Origin of the sequence: Shewanella kaireitica (assembly GCF_023284045.1) — a bacterium.
Taxonomy (GTDB): Bacteria; Pseudomonadota; Gammaproteobacteria; order Enterobacterales; family Shewanellaceae; genus Shewanella; species Shewanella kaireitica.
Genome location: NZ_JAKIKQ010000001.1, coordinates 356,970 through 374,441 on the forward strand (window position 1 = coordinate 356,970; position 17,472 = coordinate 374,441).

Below are 17,472 nucleotides of genomic sequence, written 5' to 3' on the forward strand. Positions count from 1 at the left end.
GGTCCTGTAATCAACTATTCAACCGCTAGCGTACAGCGCTAACTTCTATCCACCATTAAAATGGAGGCGGCGGAGTATAGCAAACTTTAGCTTAAAACCTGTACTTATTTTCTAGACTACGACAAATGAAATCAATAAAAAAGCAGCGCTGAAGCGCTGCTTGTTCGGTAGTGCGCCAAACTAAATCGCGGCGGTAACCTTATTGAGCCATGCTAGCTCATCAGCTTGCATGTGCGGCGTTAGCTTTTCTCGCACCTGCTGGTGGTATCGGTTGAACCACTCAATTTCAGCGCAAGTCAGTAAGCTCTTATCTATTAGTCGAGCATCCATCGGAATAAAGGTTAGCGCTTCGAACTCTAACATCTCGCGCTCACTATTGGCTAAAGTGACAGATGGACGCACAGCGACTAAGTTTTCCAGCCGAATACCAAACTCATTGGCACGGTAATAGCCAGGCTCATTGGATAACACCATTCCAGCAACTAAAGGAACCGTAGTTCTATTCTTGCCTATCCCCTGCGGCCCTTCATGAACGCTGAGGTAGTGGCCTACACCGTGACCTGTACCATGATCGAAATCGAAACCATGTTGCCACAGATATTGACGAGCGAAAGAGTCTAGTTGTTGCCCTGATGTGCCCTGTGGAAACTTAGCTTGATCAATGGCGATATGACCTTTAAGCACTAAGGTAACCATCTTGCGTTGCTCGTCAGTCACTTCACCAATAGCGATGGTACGAGTGACATCGGTAGTGCCATCTAGGTACTGAGCACCAGAATCGACCAGATAGATACTGTTCATGGTCATCAGTGCTGGCGTGCCATCGTTATGGTTGTAATGACACATCGCTGCATTGGCACCTGCGGCTGAAATAGTATCGAAACTTGGCTCTTGATATAGCGGATCTTCAAGGCGAAAGCTTTCTAGCTTATCGGCAAGTTGTGCTTCATCATATAAACGCTCAGCCTTCACTTCGCTATCGAGCCAAGCTAGAAAACGGCTAACGGCGACACCATCACGAATATGACAGGCCTTCATTCCACCAAGTTCAGCGTCATTTTTTTGCGCTTTAGGCAGAGCAACCGGATCGGCACCAGCAATAAGCTCTGCTCCGGCATTTTTTGCGGTGATCTGTAACCAAGCATTGGTGGTATCTGGGCTTGCGAGCACTTTAGCGCCTTTAAGCTTGCCTAGTTCAGTTTCAAGTTCTGCTTCGGTTTTAAAGCTAACACCTTGCCCAACATGTTGCTCAATTCCTTCAGGCAGCTTTGTGGTGTCAGTAAATAGCAGCATATCGCCGTTGGCATGAAGCAAGGCAGTACCTAAAACTACAGGTAAACGTGGCACATCTTTACCACGAATATTGAGTAGCCAACAGAATGAATCTAGGGTTGCGATAATTGCGATATCAGCGCCAGCGGCCTTAACTGCTGCGCCTATTGTACAGCGTTTCTCTATGCTGCTGCGACCGGCACTTTGTTCGCTAAAGGCCATGATAGGTTCACTTGATGCTTGTGGTCTATCGCTCCAGTTAAGGTCAATTGGATTGTCTTTAACGGCGACTAACTCTATCTGTGCTTTGCTTAATGTATTGCGAGTATTGTTGAACCAAGAAAGGGTGTGTAGTCTTGCATCAAAGCCTACATTAGCGTTGGCACTAAGTTTCTCTGTCAGCCATTGGGCTTGCGGGGTGTCGTGTAAGCTTAAGTATTCAAATAGTTCTGCATCAACTTGTTGACGAACCTGCACCGTGTAGCGGCCATCGACAAAGATAGCTGCTGAGTCTTTTAAGACAATGATCATGCCAGCAGAACCGGTAAACCCGCTGCTCCATAGCATACGTTCATTATGGGCAGGCACATACTCTCCCAAATACTCATCTGCGCGAGGAATAATAAAAGCATCGAGATTAGATTTTGCCATCTCGGTTCGAATCGCACTGAGACGCGCGGCAATAGTATTTGACATTTTGGCTCCCAACTAGCACTTATTCAGCAACAGGTTATTGGCTGAAGGTTATGAGTTTTAGTTCTACTTTAGCGCGGAGGTTATCACAATCTATTATCGCTAGGGGAGTGACTTACTCGCTTATTTGTATCATCTTTTTTACTATTTTTTAGCATTGTCTGTGACAAGAAGCCTATATTCAGAGGTTTACCTTGGTGAGTTAACACTAAATTCGTGCCACTATGTTGCAACAAATTTTTTGAGCAAAGTTACGACGTCGTATTTTAATTGCGTTGTTTAAGGATAATTAAAAGCTTATGTCATTTAATGTATGGCTACTAACGTTGGCACAGGCATTTGCCATGAGTGCCACGCCAATGATGATGTTGTTAGGCGGCATTATCGGTGCAGAGATCGCACCATCACCAGAACTGGCAACCTTGCCGATAGCTTCTATGGTCGTGGGTGTCGCATTGTCTATCGTACCTGTGTCTAAATTGATGCAAGCTTTTGGTCGAAAATCGATATTTATTTCAGGGGCATTGGTGGCCGCAAGCTCTGGAGTATTAGCGGCTTTTGCGACGTCACAGCAAAATTTTTTCCTATTTTGTTTAAGCGGCATGATGCTAGGTTCTGCAGGCGCTGTGGTGCAGCAATATCGTTTTGCGGCGATGGAGTCGGTGTCTGAAGCTTTGGCTGCTAAAGCGGCCTCAAGGGTATTATTGGGTGGGCTAGTGGCAGCCATTATTGGACCTGAATTGGCGGTAATCGGTGATGTTTTATCAGAGCAAGCTTATGTTGGCGCTTTTTTCTTCCTAACCATGGTGAGTTTGATAGCTGCGGTCATTCTATGTTTTTATCGGGAAGCTGAAATCGAACGTAAGCCTACGATTAAATCAGCTCAAAGCACTGGTCGTCCTCTAGGGATTATTTTGTCACAACCGCGAATTTGGGTGGCGATTGCGGGGGCAACATTGGGCTATGCCATGATGAGCTTTGTGATGACGGCCACTCCGCTACATATGCATCATATTGAACATCACTCGCTTGCCGATACTAAATGGGTTATTCAAAGTCACATTATCGCTATGTACCTGCCTTCATTGATCAGTGGCGCATTGGTGGTACGCATTGGTGTATCTAAGATGATGTTGCTCGGCTTACTTGCTTATGTGATCACCATTGTCACCGCGCTGCTTGGGCATGATCTACTAAATTATTGGGCTGCGTTGGTCTTACTTGGTCTAGGTTGGAATTTTCTTTTTGTGGCGGGAACTGCTTTGCTACCTCGCTGTTATAACAAAGATGAACGCTACAAGGTGCAAGCGTTTAACGATAGCTTTGTTTTTGGTGCACAAGCGATGGCGTCACTGAGCGCAGGTTGGGTGATTTATGTACTAGGGTGGGAGATATTACTGATCAGCTGTTTGCCACTGATTGCTGCCTTACTGTTACTCATCGCTTGGTGGAAACTATCCAAAAGTCGCATGTTACAAAAAGATGGCTAACTAACCTGATATTAAGTTTGTTGTGGTAAGCTATTTAATCGATATTTGTGAACGTCTTAGGAGTAGTTGGTGCAAACATTAACGGTGGATATTAGTGGTTCAAAAGCTTTATTTGAGATTGAAACTCAAGGGCGAGTTGAACAATATAAGATCGGTGCCAGCGATTCGTTCAATATAGACAGTTTAAACACTCAAATTGCAGAGCTAGAGCAAGACTATGATCTTAATGGCTACTCGTTGGGGATTGCTGTTCCTGGTTTGGTGCAAGACAAGCAATTAGTCGCTTGTAAGTCACTACCGGGGCTTAATGGTTTGTCAGCTGAGCAGCTGGTGACACGGGCTAAGCGGAGCATCATTGCTAACGATAGCGATGCCGCTATGCGAGCATTGTTAGAGCCTAAGCAGCAGTGTGAACTGCTAGTAATGTGTGATACTGGTATTGGGATGTCGATAGCGATTAACGGTAAACCTTTTACTGGGGCTGCGGGAATAGCTGGAGAGCTTGGGCATTGCAGAGTGATGACTGAGTCAGGCGAATTTAGTTTAGAAAGGCTTGCGAGTGGTGAGTCTATTGTGGCGCGAAATCTCAGTAGTAGCGCGGATCTATATCGCGCAGGTAGCTACTTAGGCATGGGGTTAGCTTGGACAGTTAACCTTTTTAATCCCTCTCGAGTCTATCTTGCGGGCAGTATGATGAATAACCTTGATTACTATAAAGGCTGCGTCGACACATTAAAACAGATGGCATTAAGAGCGCCGTTGGCCAGTGCAAAGATTAATCGCGTTGATGACCGTGAAACCATAGTATGTCGCGGGCTAAAAGTGATGTTAGCGAGCTAATGACTAAATCGAATCATATTAAGGAGCGCTAGTCGCTCCTTTTTTGTTGCTGATAAACAACATTTCCTCAGATTAATGCAAGCTTTCAATAATACCAATTGCATTAAGTATTTGGCCAGTTCAGAGCCCCTCAGCCTTTTCAATTCAAAGCGCATTGGTAAAGAAATGGTTGTTCCCTTTTAAGCCAATGCAAAGCAGAAGTGGAAAGACTGAGGAACTCACGTAGTGCGGCTGAGGTGAAACAAATTGGCAAAACGCTGTATGATTCGCTATGGGATTTGGATATAGAATAACTATTAGCTCATATCCCACTACTTTCCTACAGCGTTTTGAATTCCCGCTGAATGGTCAAACTTTTAATGCAATTGGTATAACTATTTATCAATTACCTGTAATTCTCAGTGAACTTTTGTATATTTTATGCTAGAAAGTGTGGCAGATATTCTAAAATAGACCTTCCTGTTCAAATATTGCCGTAGTAATGGCGATAAGGTGGGAGGGATGCTTCATTTATTATAAGCGTTGAACGCCGTGAATACGGAGTGGCTTCACCGCTTAGCGTTAACTTTTAAGGTAAGGGTAAGCAGATGACTATAGGTGTAGGCGGTTCTACCGCAGAACAAGAGCTAGCAAAGCTCACAGACATGACTCAAGGTGCAGCGCCAATTAGCCGCGATGAATACTCAGCACGCATCGCAAACGCACAGTCAATAATGCAGGCTGAAGGAATTGCCGCTATTTATGTCAACGCTGGCACCAACCTATACTATTTTACTGGAACACGCTGGTATGCTAGCGAGCGCATGGTGGGAGCGATTATTCCTGCTAGTGGCGCGGTTGAATACATCGCGCCTGCATTTGAAGTTGATACCTTACTTGGTTACATGACGATTGAAGGTAAGGTAAACACTTGGCAAGAAGATGAAAGTCCTTACGCACTATTTGGTAATGTTCTGGCTCAAATGGGCATTAGCTCAGGTGATATCGGTATTGATGAGTCTGCAGCATTCTTTATTTTTGATGGTGTTCGTCAAGCGCACCCACAGTTCAATTATGTTAATGCCAAACCTGCAACAGCAGGTTGCCGAATGATTAAATCTGCAACAGAGCTAAGTTTATTGCAACGCGCTAAAGATATGACGTTAGAGGTACATAAGGCTGTAGCGCGTATACTTCGCGAAGGTATCACCACTACTGAAGTTGAAGCCTTTATTAATGCGGCGCACATCAAGGTTGGTATCTCGGCAGGATCTTATTTCTGTATTGTACTGTTTGGTGAAGACAGCGCTTATCCGCACGGAGTTAAATCGCCAAAAGCGCTGGAGTTAAACGACACGGTATTAATTGATACAGGTTGCCAGCTATTTGGTTACAACTCAGATATTACCCGTACTTATGTATATGGTGAACCATGTGCGCGCCAACGTGAGTTATGGCAGTGTGAGCAAGATGCGCAAATTGCAGCATTTGAAGCGGCGCAGTTAGGGGCAAGCTGTGCTAGTGTCGACCGTGCTGCTCGTGATGTGCTAGAGGCTAAAGGTTTTGGCCCTGGTTATGACGTACCGGGTTTACCACATCGTACTGGGCACGGTATTGGCTTAGATATTCATGAATGGCCGTATTTAGTGCTTAACGATCAGACTCCACTGGCAGCAGGTATGTGTTTTAGTAACGAGCCAATGCTATGTGTCCCGGGTGAGTTTGGTGTACGTCATGAAGACCACTTTTACATGACCGAGCAAGGCCCTGTTTGGTTTACCAAGCCTGCACATTCAATCGATGATCCATTCGGTTATGAAGCTTAGCGTTTACTCAAAAACATGACACAAAAAAGCCCGAATGGTTAACCGTTCGGGCTTTTGTTTTAAAGCGACGGTTAATCGATACTGATGAGCTCGACATCAAAGATAAGTGTTGAACCGCCAGCAATTTTGCCAGCACTGCGATTGCCGTAGGCTAATTCACTTGGAATAAAAAAGCGCGCTTTCTCGCCAACAACCATCAGTTGCACACCTTCTGTCCAGCCCTTAATCACGCGATTTAATGGAAAGCCTATTGGCTCGCCGCGCTCAACAGAGCTATCAAATACAGTACCGTCTATTAAAGTGCCATGGTAGTGAACGGTAACAGTATCACTTGCCTTGGGATGGACAGTACCATCGCCCGCCGCCAATACCTGATACTGCAGCCCTGACGCAGTGGTGGTGACACCCTCTTTCAATTTGTTTTCTGCTAGAAAGGCATTACCCAGTTCAATATTCTCTTTAGCTGCTTTTTGGTTATTCATTGAAGTAAAGAAGTAAAAAATTACGCAGGCAATGACGACTACGGCGAGGATCATTTTCATTATGGTGTCATTTGATTAATAAAACGGTGGAGCCATCATAACCAATCTAAATCTTAAGTTAAATCGTCGCCATCTCAGATTGATGTATAGAGGTAAAACTTCGCATTAATACGCAGCATATTAGGATAAAAAATTTCAGTTCTTATATAACTATATGCTTAATATTTAAACTGAAAACTGGTGAAATACCAAATAGGGTTTAGACTGAATAATCAATAACTGTTAGTCACTCTGGTGATTGAATTTTCTTGCTCAAGGAAGAATATATGTCAAAGTTGAACGTTATTAGTTTTTCTTTCTTTACGCTGGTTAGCGTGATGTTTTCATCTTCTGCATTTGCAAACCCTAATGACTCTGAGCATGCTCAAACACCATCGTTTGAGTCATATTTCTACGCTGGCGCTAAAGTTGGCCAAATGCATTATCAAAATGCCTGTGAAGACTGGAGCATCAGTTGTGATGCTAACGATACGGGTTATGGTGTTTTTGCTGGGTACCTGCTTTGGCAACACTTAGGATTTGAAACTGCTTATTTAGATTTGGGTAAAGCGGTTGCGGATTATTCTGAAAGTGGTGTTGATAATCGATATGTAGGAACAATGAAAGGCTGGGAGCTTTCAGCTATCACTCGTATGAACTTGAGTGAGAGCTTTGAACTGTTTGCTAAAGCTGGCAGTTTATACTGGGATGGTGACAATCAAGGTCCGCTGAATACCATATCGGACTCGGACTGGGCGCCAATGGTAGGTATTGGCTTAGGGTACGCAATTACACCATCTTGGGTTGCGCGAGTTGAATATCAATACATGGATTCGCTTGGAAGTGAGCTTATTGGTGGTAGTAATGGTCATTTGACGACTTTAGGCATTAGTTACCGTTTTGGAAGGAGTCACTCTAAGACAAAACCTGCGCCGCAACCAATGACGCAGCCCGCGATTGTTGAGCCAATAGTTCCCGCTGTTATTACCTTACCGGCTCTTGCTGTGACCACTCTGTTTGAATTTGATAGCAGTGAAGTTAGCGAGGTCGCACCTTTAATGTCAGCACTAGAACGTTTGCTGCAACAGCCCGCAGCCATAGCTAACATAAAGGGTTACACCGACTCCAAAGGTCATGCTGAATACAATCAAGCTTTATCAGAACGACGGGCTCAAGCCGTTGCTGATTACTTTATTTCGCAAGGTGTTAACCCCCAGCAGGTATTGGCGCACGGTTATGGTGAGCAATCTCCTATCCTCGATAACAACAGTGAAAGTCATCGGCATGAAAATCGTCGAGTACTTATCTATATCCCACCTATGACCTTGCCTGTAAGATAAGGACTGATAACCATGAAAATGTTGCAATCGATTTACAGCCATTTTTTGTTGATGAGCCTACTTTTTATTGCTGGTTGTGGTGGAGACGACGGCTTTCCTACAGGGCAATGTGGCGGGCCTGATAACCCGTGTGCTGCCTATGCTATTGGGCTGGAGGTAACGCCTAAGTTAGCAACGTTAGCAGTCGGAACTCAAACCCCATATAAGGCGGTGGCCACATATAGTGATGGTGTGCTGCTCGATGTGACTGATGAGGTTATGTGGTCTAGCTCTGAAGACGCGATTGCGACAATATCTAATGTTGGAGTTGCTATAGCAACTGCTGCAGGGCAGACACAGATAACCGCAACCTTGCCGCCAGAGCAACAGGGCGGGCTAACGCTTGTCGATTCAGGGATTCTGAATGTGACAGACGCAAAGCTTACAGCGCTAAATATAGAGCCTGGTCAAGCCGAAATACTTGTGGGTATGCAGCAAGCTTTTTCGGTGCATGCACTTTATGCTGATGGCCATCAACAAGATGTTACTCAAGATGCAACTTGGTCGGTTGATGATGCCAGTATTGCGACAATCTCTAATGAGCCAGCAATGCAAGGCGTCGCCAAAGGGCTTAATGTTGGCGTTACTGGTATCAAGGCGTTATGGGCTGAACAAACCGCAACAGCAGTATTGGCAGTGCTAAGTGCGCAGCCGAGCCAGCTCATTATCAATCCAATCGATCAAAGTTTGCCAAAGGGAACAAGTCTGCAGTATCAAGCTCACCTATTATTGGATAACGGTTTAAGCCTTGATGTTACGCAGCAATCTCTATGGCGCTCAAGTAGCGCTGAAATCGCGAGCATTGACGACGGTGCTTTTTTAACGGCGAGTCAACTGGGGGTGACTAATGTTAGTGCGAGTTTAGTCTTTGCCGATATCAACTTAAGTGCAGTGACAACTGCTACCGTGACAGATGCTGCAGCCGAAAGCTTGCTAGTAACCCCTAGCAATGGCCTGTTCCCACAGGGTACTAAGGGGACTTATATCGCGACAGCATATTTCTCTGACGGACAAGTGAAGGATGTTACCCGAAATTCACTGTGGTCAACGTCAAATGACAGTGTTATTGCTATTGAAGCTCAAGGTTCTCAAGCGGGGGATGCAACAGCATTGAGTGTTGGTGCAACAGATATTATGGCGACCTATGGCGAGCTTACCAGCACTGCTAATGCAGAGGTGACAAACGCGACACTTGCAGCAATTCAACTATCGCCGCTTAATGATCAAGTGCCTGCTGGAACGAGTGTGCAATATCAAGCAAACGGTATATACAGTGATGGTAGCATTAGAGACCTGACCCAATTAGGCTACTGGCAGAGCAGTGAGACGAGTGTTGCCAGTATAGGTTTGACGGGCGGGCTTTCGGGTAGAGCTGACACTTATGTTGCTGGTAGCACGCAAATCAGTTTTACCTATATGGGAGTTGAGCAGGTAACGGGTTTAACCGTTACTGCAGCAACAATGACGGCGTTACAGATCTCGCCGATTAATGAGCGAGACCCTATTGGAACCGAAGGTCAATATAGAGCAATTGCGTTTTATTCAGATGGTCATAGCCAAGACGTTACTCAAGATGCTAGTTGGGTGTCAGATGCGCCGAATATCGTCAGTATTGTTAATACTGGCGCTAATGGTGGTTTTGCCTCTGGGCTTGCCGTTGGCAGTACTAATATTTCCGCTAGCTATGGAGGTATAAAGACCGGAAGAGCATCTGCAGCATCGGATAAATCAGTTGGTGTAGCATCTCCAAATAGCGCCACGGTGAGCAATAAAACTCAGGCAACTGTCACCTCTGCTATTTTGCAGAGCTTGGTTATTACGCCAAACAATGCCTCAATTGCGAAAGGAAATTATCAACAATATCGCCTATATGGCCTCTTTTCTGATGGTAGTAGTAAAGAGGTCACCCCTTATGCATTTTGGCAAACAAGTGATGCCAACATAGCGCAAGTTTCGCGTTTTGGTCGAGCACACGGGCTTGCTACTGGTGAAGTACAGATTGCTGCTCGTTATCTGGGGATGCAAATAACAGCAACACTAACGGTTACTGATGCTGTCATTACATCATTACAAGTTGCACCAGCTGTCAGTACACTCATTTCTGGTTATCAGCTGCAATTGGTTGCGACGGCTTATTATTCTGACGCGCACAGTAGTGATGTGAGCGAGTTGGCAAACTGGGTGTCGACTCGGTCTGATATTGCAGAGGTCGGCGCAACGGGCAACATTGGCGGGCTTGTCCATGGACTTGAGCAAGGCAGCACTCAGATTGAAGTTAGTTTTGATGGGATGCAGGCCGATGCGAGAGTTGATGTCACTAGTGCCATTCTAGAGTCTGTCAGCTTAACACCAACTGATGCATCAATTGTCGCTGGCAATAGCCAACAATATAGCTTTATTGGTTTCTTTTCTGACGGGACCCACCAGGATTTAACTCAACAGGCGAGTTGGCAATCGAGCGCTTTAGATATTGCAACGATCGACAAGCAAGGCTTAGCCACAAGTTATAAAGAGGGTGTAAGTGAAATTAAAGCCTCCTATATTGGTTTTTCATCTACAGCTACGCTAAGAGTGACTCAAGCGACTGTTACCGCTTTGCAAATTACACCTAATAACGTGGTCGTGCCATTAGGCACTAAAGGACAATATCAAGCCGATGCTTTTTACTCGGATGGTTCAAGAAGTGATGTGACCAAACTAGCCATTTGGAGTGTTAGCGATTCTAGCGTTGTCAGTATTACGCCTGCTGGAACTGGCGCAGGACGCGCTGAAGCGGCTAAGGTTGGTACTACTGAGGTTCAAGCCGTATTTGACGGGGTAAGCAGTACTGCGAAGGCAACCGTTAGCAATGCGATTATCGAACAGCTAATCGTCTCTCCGAGCAGTGCATCGGTATCGCTGGGTCTAACTCAAACTTATCAAGCTGTGGGAATTTTTTCAGATGGAACTCATAAGGATCTCACTCGACAATCAAACTGGTTTAGCTCTGTTGCGAGTATTGCGACGGTTAGTCGATTGGGAGTTGCTCATACATATGCGGTTGGCGAAGTTACAATCACTGCAAACTATGCCGGTTTAGTAGGAACCGCAGCATTAATGGTCAGTGACCGAGCGTTAGATTATATAAAAATGACACCGACGCTAGTAGAGGTTCCTTTGGGCACAGAAGGACAGTTCACGGCTCGGGCTTATTACACCGATAAGTCTTCTGAAGATATAACCCAAATAGCCACTTGGAGAAGTGCTGATAATACTGTTGTTCAAGTGGCAACCGAGGCGCCTAATGCTGGCTATGCCAAAGGTGTCGGAGTTGGGCAAACAGCAATAACGGTCGAGTACAAGGGGCGTACAGATACTGCGGTGGTAAGGGTTAATGATGCAGCGGTGGTTGAACTCAATGTTTCTCCGCACGATAAAACGATACCTGCAGGTTTAGAACAAGCTTATCAAGCATTTGCTGTCTTCTCTGATGGTAGCAATAAGGATGTAACTTTAGCATCGAGTTGGCAAAGCTCTGTGCTCAGTGTGGCATCTATTGATGCCGAAGGAATAGCGCACACGATTGTTGAAGGGCAAACAGGAATAAAGGCAAGTTACCGAGGACAAACTGCAACAACAACTTTATTTGTAACTGCCGTGGAGCTGTTGGAAATACAGGTGACGCCGAGTATTTCGCAAGTCAATATTAACGAACAGCAGCAATATACAGCGCGTGCTTTCTACAGTGACGGTCATAGTGAGGATGTCACTCAACTCGCGACATGGAGTGTCGGCGATGAGATTATCGCTCACGTTGTAACTGCAGGAAAAGAAGGTGGCTTAGTTTCGGGAGCAAGTCATGGTCGCACCTCTGTCAAAGCCAGTTTTAAAGCTATTAATGGCTTAGCTTTGGTAACCGTTACTGATATTGAATATTTGGGCGTTAATATTGAACCTGCAGACAGTAGCATAAAGATTAATGATACCCGGCAGTATATTGCCTATGCTGTTTATGAGAATGCGGCAGGTGATATTTCAACTAAGAATGTCACGCTATTGAGTGATTGGTACGTCAGTAAACCCAATATTGCTGCTATTTCCGATCGAGGGCTTGCGACGGGTCATGAGGTGGGCAAGACTGATGTCTTTGCGATTTATAACAACATTGAAGGCCAAGCGAATCTAACGGTTATAGATACCTATGTGGTGAGAGTTAAAGTATCACCAGAGCATTTAAAAGCACCGGTGGGATCAAAAGGAGGTTATCGCGCAAGGGCTGAATATAGTCATGGTTTACCACCTGAAGATATAACTGAAAAAGCGAGTTGGGTCTCTAGTGACCCTGATATTGTCCATATCGTTGCTTCTGGCTATAAAGGCGGTAGAGCAACTGCTGTTGCTGTTGGTTCAAGTGATATCACCGCGACTTATCAAGGTGTGAGTGATACGACTTTAGGCACGGTAACGCCGGCCGTTTTAGTCAGTGTAGAGATAACCCCTAAAGTTGATTCACTATACACTCAGAGCTATTTTCAGTTTACGGGACTTGCGCACTATTCGGATGGAAGTACCAGCGATATCACTTTAGATGCGAATTGGAAGAGTGATGATCCAAGCGTTATTGAAATTGATACTGGAAATATTAATGCTGGTCGCGCCATAGGTTACGCTGAAAGTAACAGCGCGACTATTAGCATGAGTTATCAAAAGTTAACCGACAGTATGGAACTGCTTGTTAAACCTGTTGAGCCAACAAAAGTTGAGATTATTCCAAGTAGTATGACAATTGCTAATGGCAGTTATCAAGAGGTACAAGTAATGGTCACTTTTACCGACGGGTCAGTGTTTGATTATGCTGATTATGTTGATTGGAGTTCAACGGACAACGATGTTGCATTTGGGGCGAAAAGTATTGTCACGGCCTCAGGTGTTGGCACTGCTACTGTTACCGCAAAATTTGGCGCTATTACCGGTAGCGCATTAGTGACAGTAACGCCTAACAACTAGACATTATGCCGGGGTTACTTCAGTGGTAGCGTGCTTTTTCTAGGTAGATTAAATGCAGCATTAAATACAGTGCTGCATTTTTTTGCTCTAAATATAATGGTTAAAAAAGTGCTCGTATAATAGATAGACAGTTGTTAGGTTGACCAAAATACTCAACCAAAGCACGATTTTAAATGAGTTTTTGGCTGACTTATGCCTTAATGTCTGCTGCGCCAGTAACGCTCCAGGCCAACCGCCGAGCAGTGCTAAAAGGTGCAATTTAAACTCTTGTATACGCCAACTTTGTTTTTTTGCTGCTTGCTTATCCAGTGCGTAAGCGATAAATGTAATGCCAGATGCCGCTAGAAAATATACTGCGGCAGCAAGTGGTATTATCGTCATGTAGTACAGAATAAAAATGCCGATAATCGCTAAAACGGCAAATAGACTCACAAGATTTAGTCAGCTACTGGTTGTTCGGCGCTGGTGGTGTTTATTAGCAATTCTGCATTGACTAGCGCTTTATACACTTCTAATTTGAATTAACTTATTCATAATATCCCCATCATATTGGGACTTCGACAGTTAAACTGTACTGGCTATAATCATCGCCACGTACGTATTAGTTTATCAAAATGTGCAGCGCGCAAAGGGGGATTTAATGTTAAATATGGATTTAAGCCAGCGAGTCGTCATTAGAACCCAAGAGCAACCTTGGTTAGATAGCCCGTCTGCAACGGTGTTTCGTAAGCCATTGGAGCGCGCAGCAGCAGAAAGTGGCCACACAACCAGTATCGTAAAGTATCAAGCTGGCGCCAGTTTTAACAGCCATAGTCACCCTTATGGTGAAGAAATACTCGTGCTTGAAGGTGTATTTTCTGATGAAGAGGGTGATTATCCCGCAGGCACTTATATTCGTAATCCGCCAGGAAGCAGCCATGCACCGTTTAGCAAAGAGGGTTGTGTGCTGCTGGTAAAGTTAAACCAGTTCGATAAACGTGATTTACACAAAGTGCGGATCAATACTCGCACTAATGAATGGCGAGCGGGGATCGGTGGTTTACAGGTCATGCCGCTGCATGAGTTTGAGCATGAACATATCGCGTTAGTTAAATGGCCAGCGGGCGAACGCTTTCAAGCACATCGTCACTTTGGCGGTGAAGAGGTCTTAGTGCTTAGCGGTGAGTTTATCGATGAACATGGCGCTTATCCACAATACACATGGCTTAGAAGCCCACATCAGAGTGAGCATTTTCCATTTGTTAAACAAGAAACCATTATCTATGTAAAGACAGGCCACCTTTATCCTAAAGGGTCATGAATATTAACACTTCTCGTCGCTGCAACACTCCTCTTGCAAAAAAGCGACTAACCCGTCTAAACAATCAAATTGAGGGATACAGTGCAGAACTCTTCCCTCTCTTTGCTGCTTAACAAGGCCGGCAGACATCAAACTTGAAAGGTGGTGAGATAAGGTTGAGTTAGGGATCTGCAATGTTTCTTGTAGTTGTCCAACAGGTAAACCCGCGTGACCCGCTTTTACTAAGCAGCGAAATAGCGTCAACCTTGTAGGGTGACCAAGCTCTTTTAATGCCTTTGCGGCAACATCAATATCCATAATTTCAACTCAGTGTCATTGTCTTTAAGCGCAGAATTAGCTCACCGTGATAAAGCTTAATTTCTCTGGCCTGCTATTATTTCGATTATTACCGAAATAATAGCAGGGTATGAGCTGCCATTGAAGCTCTATCCGCAAATACTTTATTTTCTCGATGGTTTTTCTGAGATCCATAGCTTAATTGTACCCTGCACAACAGCTACGCCGTCGGTATCATATGCCGTTACTGGCACTAACATGTCACCAACAACCCATTGCTCAGGTTTTACTTCAGCAACACAAGTGATATCGCTGCCCGCTTTAGCAGTGTAATCAACACTCATTCCCTTAGGGATCCAACGTAAGTGACTCGGAATAGAGGCTTCAGCCATGGTGCCCATCGCCATCTCTAGACCATTGCATATTGCGATTACGTGCACAGTTTGAATATGGTTGTGGACTAATTTACGCTTTTTAATAAGACAAACGCATTTATTCACTTTTAATTCACTGATAAAAGGTTTTACTGTACCGAAGTAAGGGGCCATGCGGCAGACCATGAGTGAAAATATCTTGTTGCCAAACGGTAAGCGAGTAATTCGCTTGTACAGAGACATCACTTTAGTCGGTTTGTTGCTTTGCTTGTTATTCGTTGAATTGCTCATCTTCTTCCTTGTGAACTTTACTGGTCGGATGAGATTAACATTGAATTAACATCGATTGCTAGCGTCTTACTTGTTTCGCGGCAAAGATAAGCTTCGCTTCTATGGTGCAGCGCAGTATAATTTTGTCATAAAACTCTACTGAGTCGATTAAGGAATAAAGTGAATTATTTAAAGACCTACCTTAAAGGGATGGCAATGGGAGCAGCTGATGTCGTTCCCGGTGTTTCTGGCGGTACTATCGCCTTTATTACAGGCATATTAGATCAACTGCTTGATAGCATAAAAAAGATAAGACCCTCTTTATTTAGCGTTATAAAGGAACAAGGCGTTAAAGCGGCTTTTATGCACATTAATGGACCATTTCTTGTGTGTGTGTTTGGTGGCATCTTAACTAGCATCCTCACGTTAGCTAAGCTTATTACCTATCTACTGCATACCCATCCTATCCCCGTTTGGTCGTTCTTCTTTGGATTAATAGTAATATCTGTAGTGCACATGCTCAAACAGGTTAAGGGCTTCACCGTTGGCCGCTTAGCCTTGTTCGTATTAGGGGTCGCCATTGCATGGGGGATCACTATGCTCAATCCTATTGCGCTAGAGATGACTTACCTCAATGTATATCTGGGTGGTTGTATTGCGATAACCGCGATGATTTTACCTGGGATCTCAGGCAGTTTTATTCTATTGCTGTTAGGGCTTTATACTTCGGTGATGGGCGCAGTAAAGGGATTTGATATTGCCATTATGGCAACATTTGCTGCAGGTGCAGCCACTGGCTTACTCAGCTTTAGCCATGTGTTATCGCTATTATTACGTAAGTATCACGATGCAACCTTAGTATTTTTAACTGGGCTGATGCTAGGAACACTTGGCAAAATTTGGCCATGGAAAGAAGTACTGACTTTTCGTGAAAACTCAAAAGGCGAGATGGTGCCATTGGATGAACGTATTTTGTCACCATTGCAGTATGAACATATTACCGGTCAGCCTGCATTGTTAAGCTATGCCGTTGTCGCCATGCTATGCGGAGTCTTACTAGTATGGGGGCTTGAGCAGTTCGCTAATAAAAATCGTCCTTAGCAAAAAAGCAAATTGAGAAGATAAACGCCAGCATATTGCTGGCGTTTTTTTTGGATAAATCCAGCAAAGATACTGATAGTTGCCATACTGAATTATAAACTTGTACAAGAAAGTGATCCTTGTACAAGTATGCCGCGTAATGACTTTAAAATTAAGGGAGTAATGCTATGAGCCATTTTAATTCAGACAAAATTCAAATCGGAATAAGCGCATGTTTATTGGGGGAGAAGGTTCGTTTTGACGGCGGACATAAAGCCTCGAGCTATTGTCGCAAGGAGATAGCTGAACATTTTGACTATGTGCCAGTTTGCCCTGAAATGGCAATTGGCATGGGCGCACCTAGAAAGTCTGTACGCCTCGAAAAAAAGGGTGACATCATATTTGTTAAAAGTGCCGATGGTTCTATAGATGTTACCGAAAAACTTAATGAGTTTAGCGATAAAAAAGTGGCACAACTTGATTTTCTCGGCGGCTATATTTTGTGCGCTAAATCACCAACGTGCGGCATGGAACGAGTAACCGAATACAAGTTTGGTACTAATAATGGCTGGAAGTCTGGTGTAGGGGTATACGCGCGTAAACTGATGGAACGTTATCCGTTGTTGCCAGTTGAAGAGGAAGGACGATTACATGACTTGCCAATCCGCGAGAACTTCTTTACCCGTGTTTATGCTTATCACGATTGGCATTGTTTGCAGGCATCAGGTTTTACCAAGAGCAATATTCTTGAATTTCACGCTCGTTATAAATATATGTTGATGGCTCATAATCCCAAGCTGTACCGCGAGCTTGGCCCTCTGTTAGCGGATATGAGTGGCGACTTGAATGAAATAGCTAATACCTATTTCACTCACTTCATGCAGATCTTAAAGGTCAAAGCGACTCGAAAGAACCACACTAGTGCGCTGCAACATATGCAGGGATATTTTAAAAAGCACCTGTCGAGTTCGCAAAAGGCGGAGCTCACAGAAGCCATTTTAAAGTACAACCAAGGGCTACAGCCTATCTTGGTGCCAATGACCTTAATTAACCATTATTTGCGTGAGTTTCCAACGCCGTATATTGAAAAGCAGGTTTACCTTAACCCGCACCCACAAGAGCTCAAGCTACGCTACGCGTATTAATGGATTAGAGAGTGACTGTCGTCTGGATAAAGTCAGTAAAC

The 17,472-nt window shown here is 44.4% G+C and carries 13 protein-coding genes; 8 read left to right on the forward strand and 5 right to left on the reverse strand.

Going from position 1 to position 17,472, the window contains the following annotated elements:
- Positions 1 to 180: 180 nt before the first annotated feature.
- Entirely contained in the window at positions 181 to 1,968 is a 1,788-nt protein-coding gene (locus L2730_RS01440; protein WP_248972963.1) for an aminopeptidase P family protein, read from the reverse strand.
- 296 nt (positions 1,969 to 2,264) lie between these two features.
- Between L2730_RS01440 and L2730_RS01445 the strand changes: the two genes are divergently transcribed.
- The 3 genes from L2730_RS01445 to L2730_RS01455 all read left to right on the forward strand — a co-directional run bounded on the left by L2730_RS01445 (position 2,265) and on the right by L2730_RS01455 (position 6,100).
- A complete protein-coding gene (locus tag L2730_RS01445; protein WP_248972964.1) occupies positions 2,265 to 3,455 on the forward strand; it encodes an MFS transporter in 1,191 nt (396 codons plus the stop codon).
- Between the two features lie 69 nt (positions 3,456 to 3,524).
- A complete protein-coding gene (locus tag L2730_RS01450) occupies positions 3,525 to 4,295 on the forward strand; it encodes an ROK family protein (protein WP_248972965.1) in 771 nt (256 codons plus the stop codon).
- A gap of 587 nt (positions 4,296 to 4,882) precedes the next feature.
- The gene (locus L2730_RS01455) at positions 4,883 to 6,100 is read left to right on the forward strand and encodes a M24 family metallopeptidase (RefSeq protein ID WP_248972966.1); all 1,218 of its coding nucleotides are present in this window, start codon (positions 4,883 to 4,885) and stop codon (positions 6,098 to 6,100) included.
- A gap of 71 nt (positions 6,101 to 6,171) precedes the next feature.
- Here L2730_RS01455 and bamJ read toward each other — a convergent pair whose 3' ends face one another.
- Positions 6,172 to 6,642 (reverse strand): BamJ family beta-barrel-assembly machinery protein, encoded by a 471-nt coding sequence (gene bamJ, locus L2730_RS01460; protein ID WP_020914190.1) that lies wholly within the window; start codon positions 6,640 to 6,642, stop codon positions 6,172 to 6,174.
- Positions 6,643 to 6,908: 266 nt separating this feature from the next.
- Here bamJ and L2730_RS01465 point away from each other — a divergent pair, with 266 nt between their 5' ends.
- Both L2730_RS01465 and L2730_RS01470 read left to right on the forward strand, forming a co-directional pair.
- Positions 6,909 to 7,961: an OmpA family protein gene (locus L2730_RS01465; protein WP_248972967.1), complete on the forward strand. Its 1,053-nt coding sequence runs from the start codon at positions 6,909 to 6,911 to the stop codon at positions 7,959 to 7,961.
- 12 nt (positions 7,962 to 7,973) lie between these two features.
- Positions 7,974 to 12,986, forward strand: coding sequence for an Ig-like domain-containing protein (locus tag L2730_RS01470; protein ID WP_248972968.1), 5,013 nt, complete (start codon positions 7,974 to 7,976; stop codon positions 12,984 to 12,986).
- 87 nt (positions 12,987 to 13,073) lie between these two features.
- Here the strand turns inward: L2730_RS01470 and L2730_RS01475 are convergent, their stop codons facing one another.
- On the reverse strand, positions 13,074 to 13,418 hold the full coding sequence (locus L2730_RS01475) for a DUF1294 domain-containing protein (protein WP_248972969.1): 345 nt from the start codon (positions 13,416 to 13,418) through the stop codon (positions 13,074 to 13,076).
- 208 nt (positions 13,419 to 13,626) lie between these two features.
- Here L2730_RS01475 and L2730_RS01480 point away from each other — a divergent pair, with 208 nt between their 5' ends.
- A complete protein-coding gene (locus L2730_RS01480; protein WP_248972970.1) occupies positions 13,627 to 14,286 on the forward strand; it encodes a cupin domain-containing protein in 660 nt (219 codons plus the stop codon).
- Positions 14,287 to 14,289: 3 nt separating this feature from the next.
- On the opposite strand, the gene L2730_RS01485 is transcribed toward L2730_RS01480, so the two are convergent.
- Positions 14,290 to 14,583 (reverse strand): ArsR/SmtB family transcription factor, encoded by a 294-nt coding sequence (locus L2730_RS01485; RefSeq protein WP_248972971.1) that lies wholly within the window; start codon positions 14,581 to 14,583, stop codon positions 14,290 to 14,292.
- A gap of 143 nt (positions 14,584 to 14,726) precedes the next feature.
- On the reverse strand, positions 14,727 to 15,227 hold the full coding sequence (locus tag L2730_RS01490; RefSeq protein WP_220738131.1) for a hotdog fold domain-containing protein: 501 nt from the start codon (positions 15,225 to 15,227) through the stop codon (positions 14,727 to 14,729).
- Positions 15,228 to 15,386: 159 nt separating this feature from the next.
- On the opposite strand from L2730_RS01490, the gene L2730_RS01495 reads away from it, so the two are divergent.
- Positions 15,387 to 16,307 (forward strand): polyprenyl-phosphate transporter, encoded by a 921-nt coding sequence (locus tag L2730_RS01495; RefSeq protein WP_248972972.1) that lies wholly within the window; start codon positions 15,387 to 15,389, stop codon positions 16,305 to 16,307.
- A 167-nt stretch (positions 16,308 to 16,474) separates the two neighbouring features.
- Entirely contained in the window at positions 16,475 to 17,431 is a 957-nt protein-coding gene (locus tag L2730_RS01500; RefSeq protein ID WP_248972973.1) for a YbgA family protein, read from the forward strand.
- Positions 17,432 to 17,472 lie beyond the last annotated feature (41 nt).

Bases quoted from the DNA above. Each gene is read 5' to 3' on its own strand.
- bamJ (WP_020914190.1), bottom strand. From the start codon at position 6,642: ATGAAAATGATCCTCGCCGTAGTCGTCATTGCCTGCGTAATTTTTTAC.
- L2730_RS01440 (WP_248972963.1), bottom strand. From the start codon at position 1,968: ATGTCAAATACTATTGCCGCGCGTCTCAGTGCGATTCGAACCGAGATG.
- L2730_RS01455 (WP_248972966.1), top strand. From the start codon at position 4,883: ATGACTATAGGTGTAGGCGGTTCTACCGCAGAACAAGAGCTAGCAAAG.
- L2730_RS01490 (WP_220738131.1), bottom strand. From the start codon at position 15,227: ATGAGCAATTCAACGAATAACAAGCAAAGCAACAAACCGACTAAAGTG.
- L2730_RS01470 (WP_248972968.1), top strand. From the start codon at position 7,974: ATGAAAATGTTGCAATCGATTTACAGCCATTTTTTGTTGATGAGCCTA.
- L2730_RS01480 (WP_248972970.1), top strand. From the start codon at position 13,627: ATGTTAAATATGGATTTAAGCCAGCGAGTCGTCATTAGAACCCAAGAG.
- L2730_RS01465 (WP_248972967.1), top strand. From the start codon at position 6,909: ATGTCAAAGTTGAACGTTATTAGTTTTTCTTTCTTTACGCTGGTTAGC.
- L2730_RS01485 (WP_248972971.1), bottom strand. From the start codon at position 14,583: ATGGATATTGATGTTGCCGCAAAGGCATTAAAAGAGCTTGGTCACCCT.
- L2730_RS01445 (WP_248972964.1), top strand. From the start codon at position 2,265: ATGTCATTTAATGTATGGCTACTAACGTTGGCACAGGCATTTGCCATG.
- L2730_RS01500 (WP_248972973.1), top strand. From the start codon at position 16,475: ATGAGCCATTTTAATTCAGACAAAATTCAAATCGGAATAAGCGCATGT.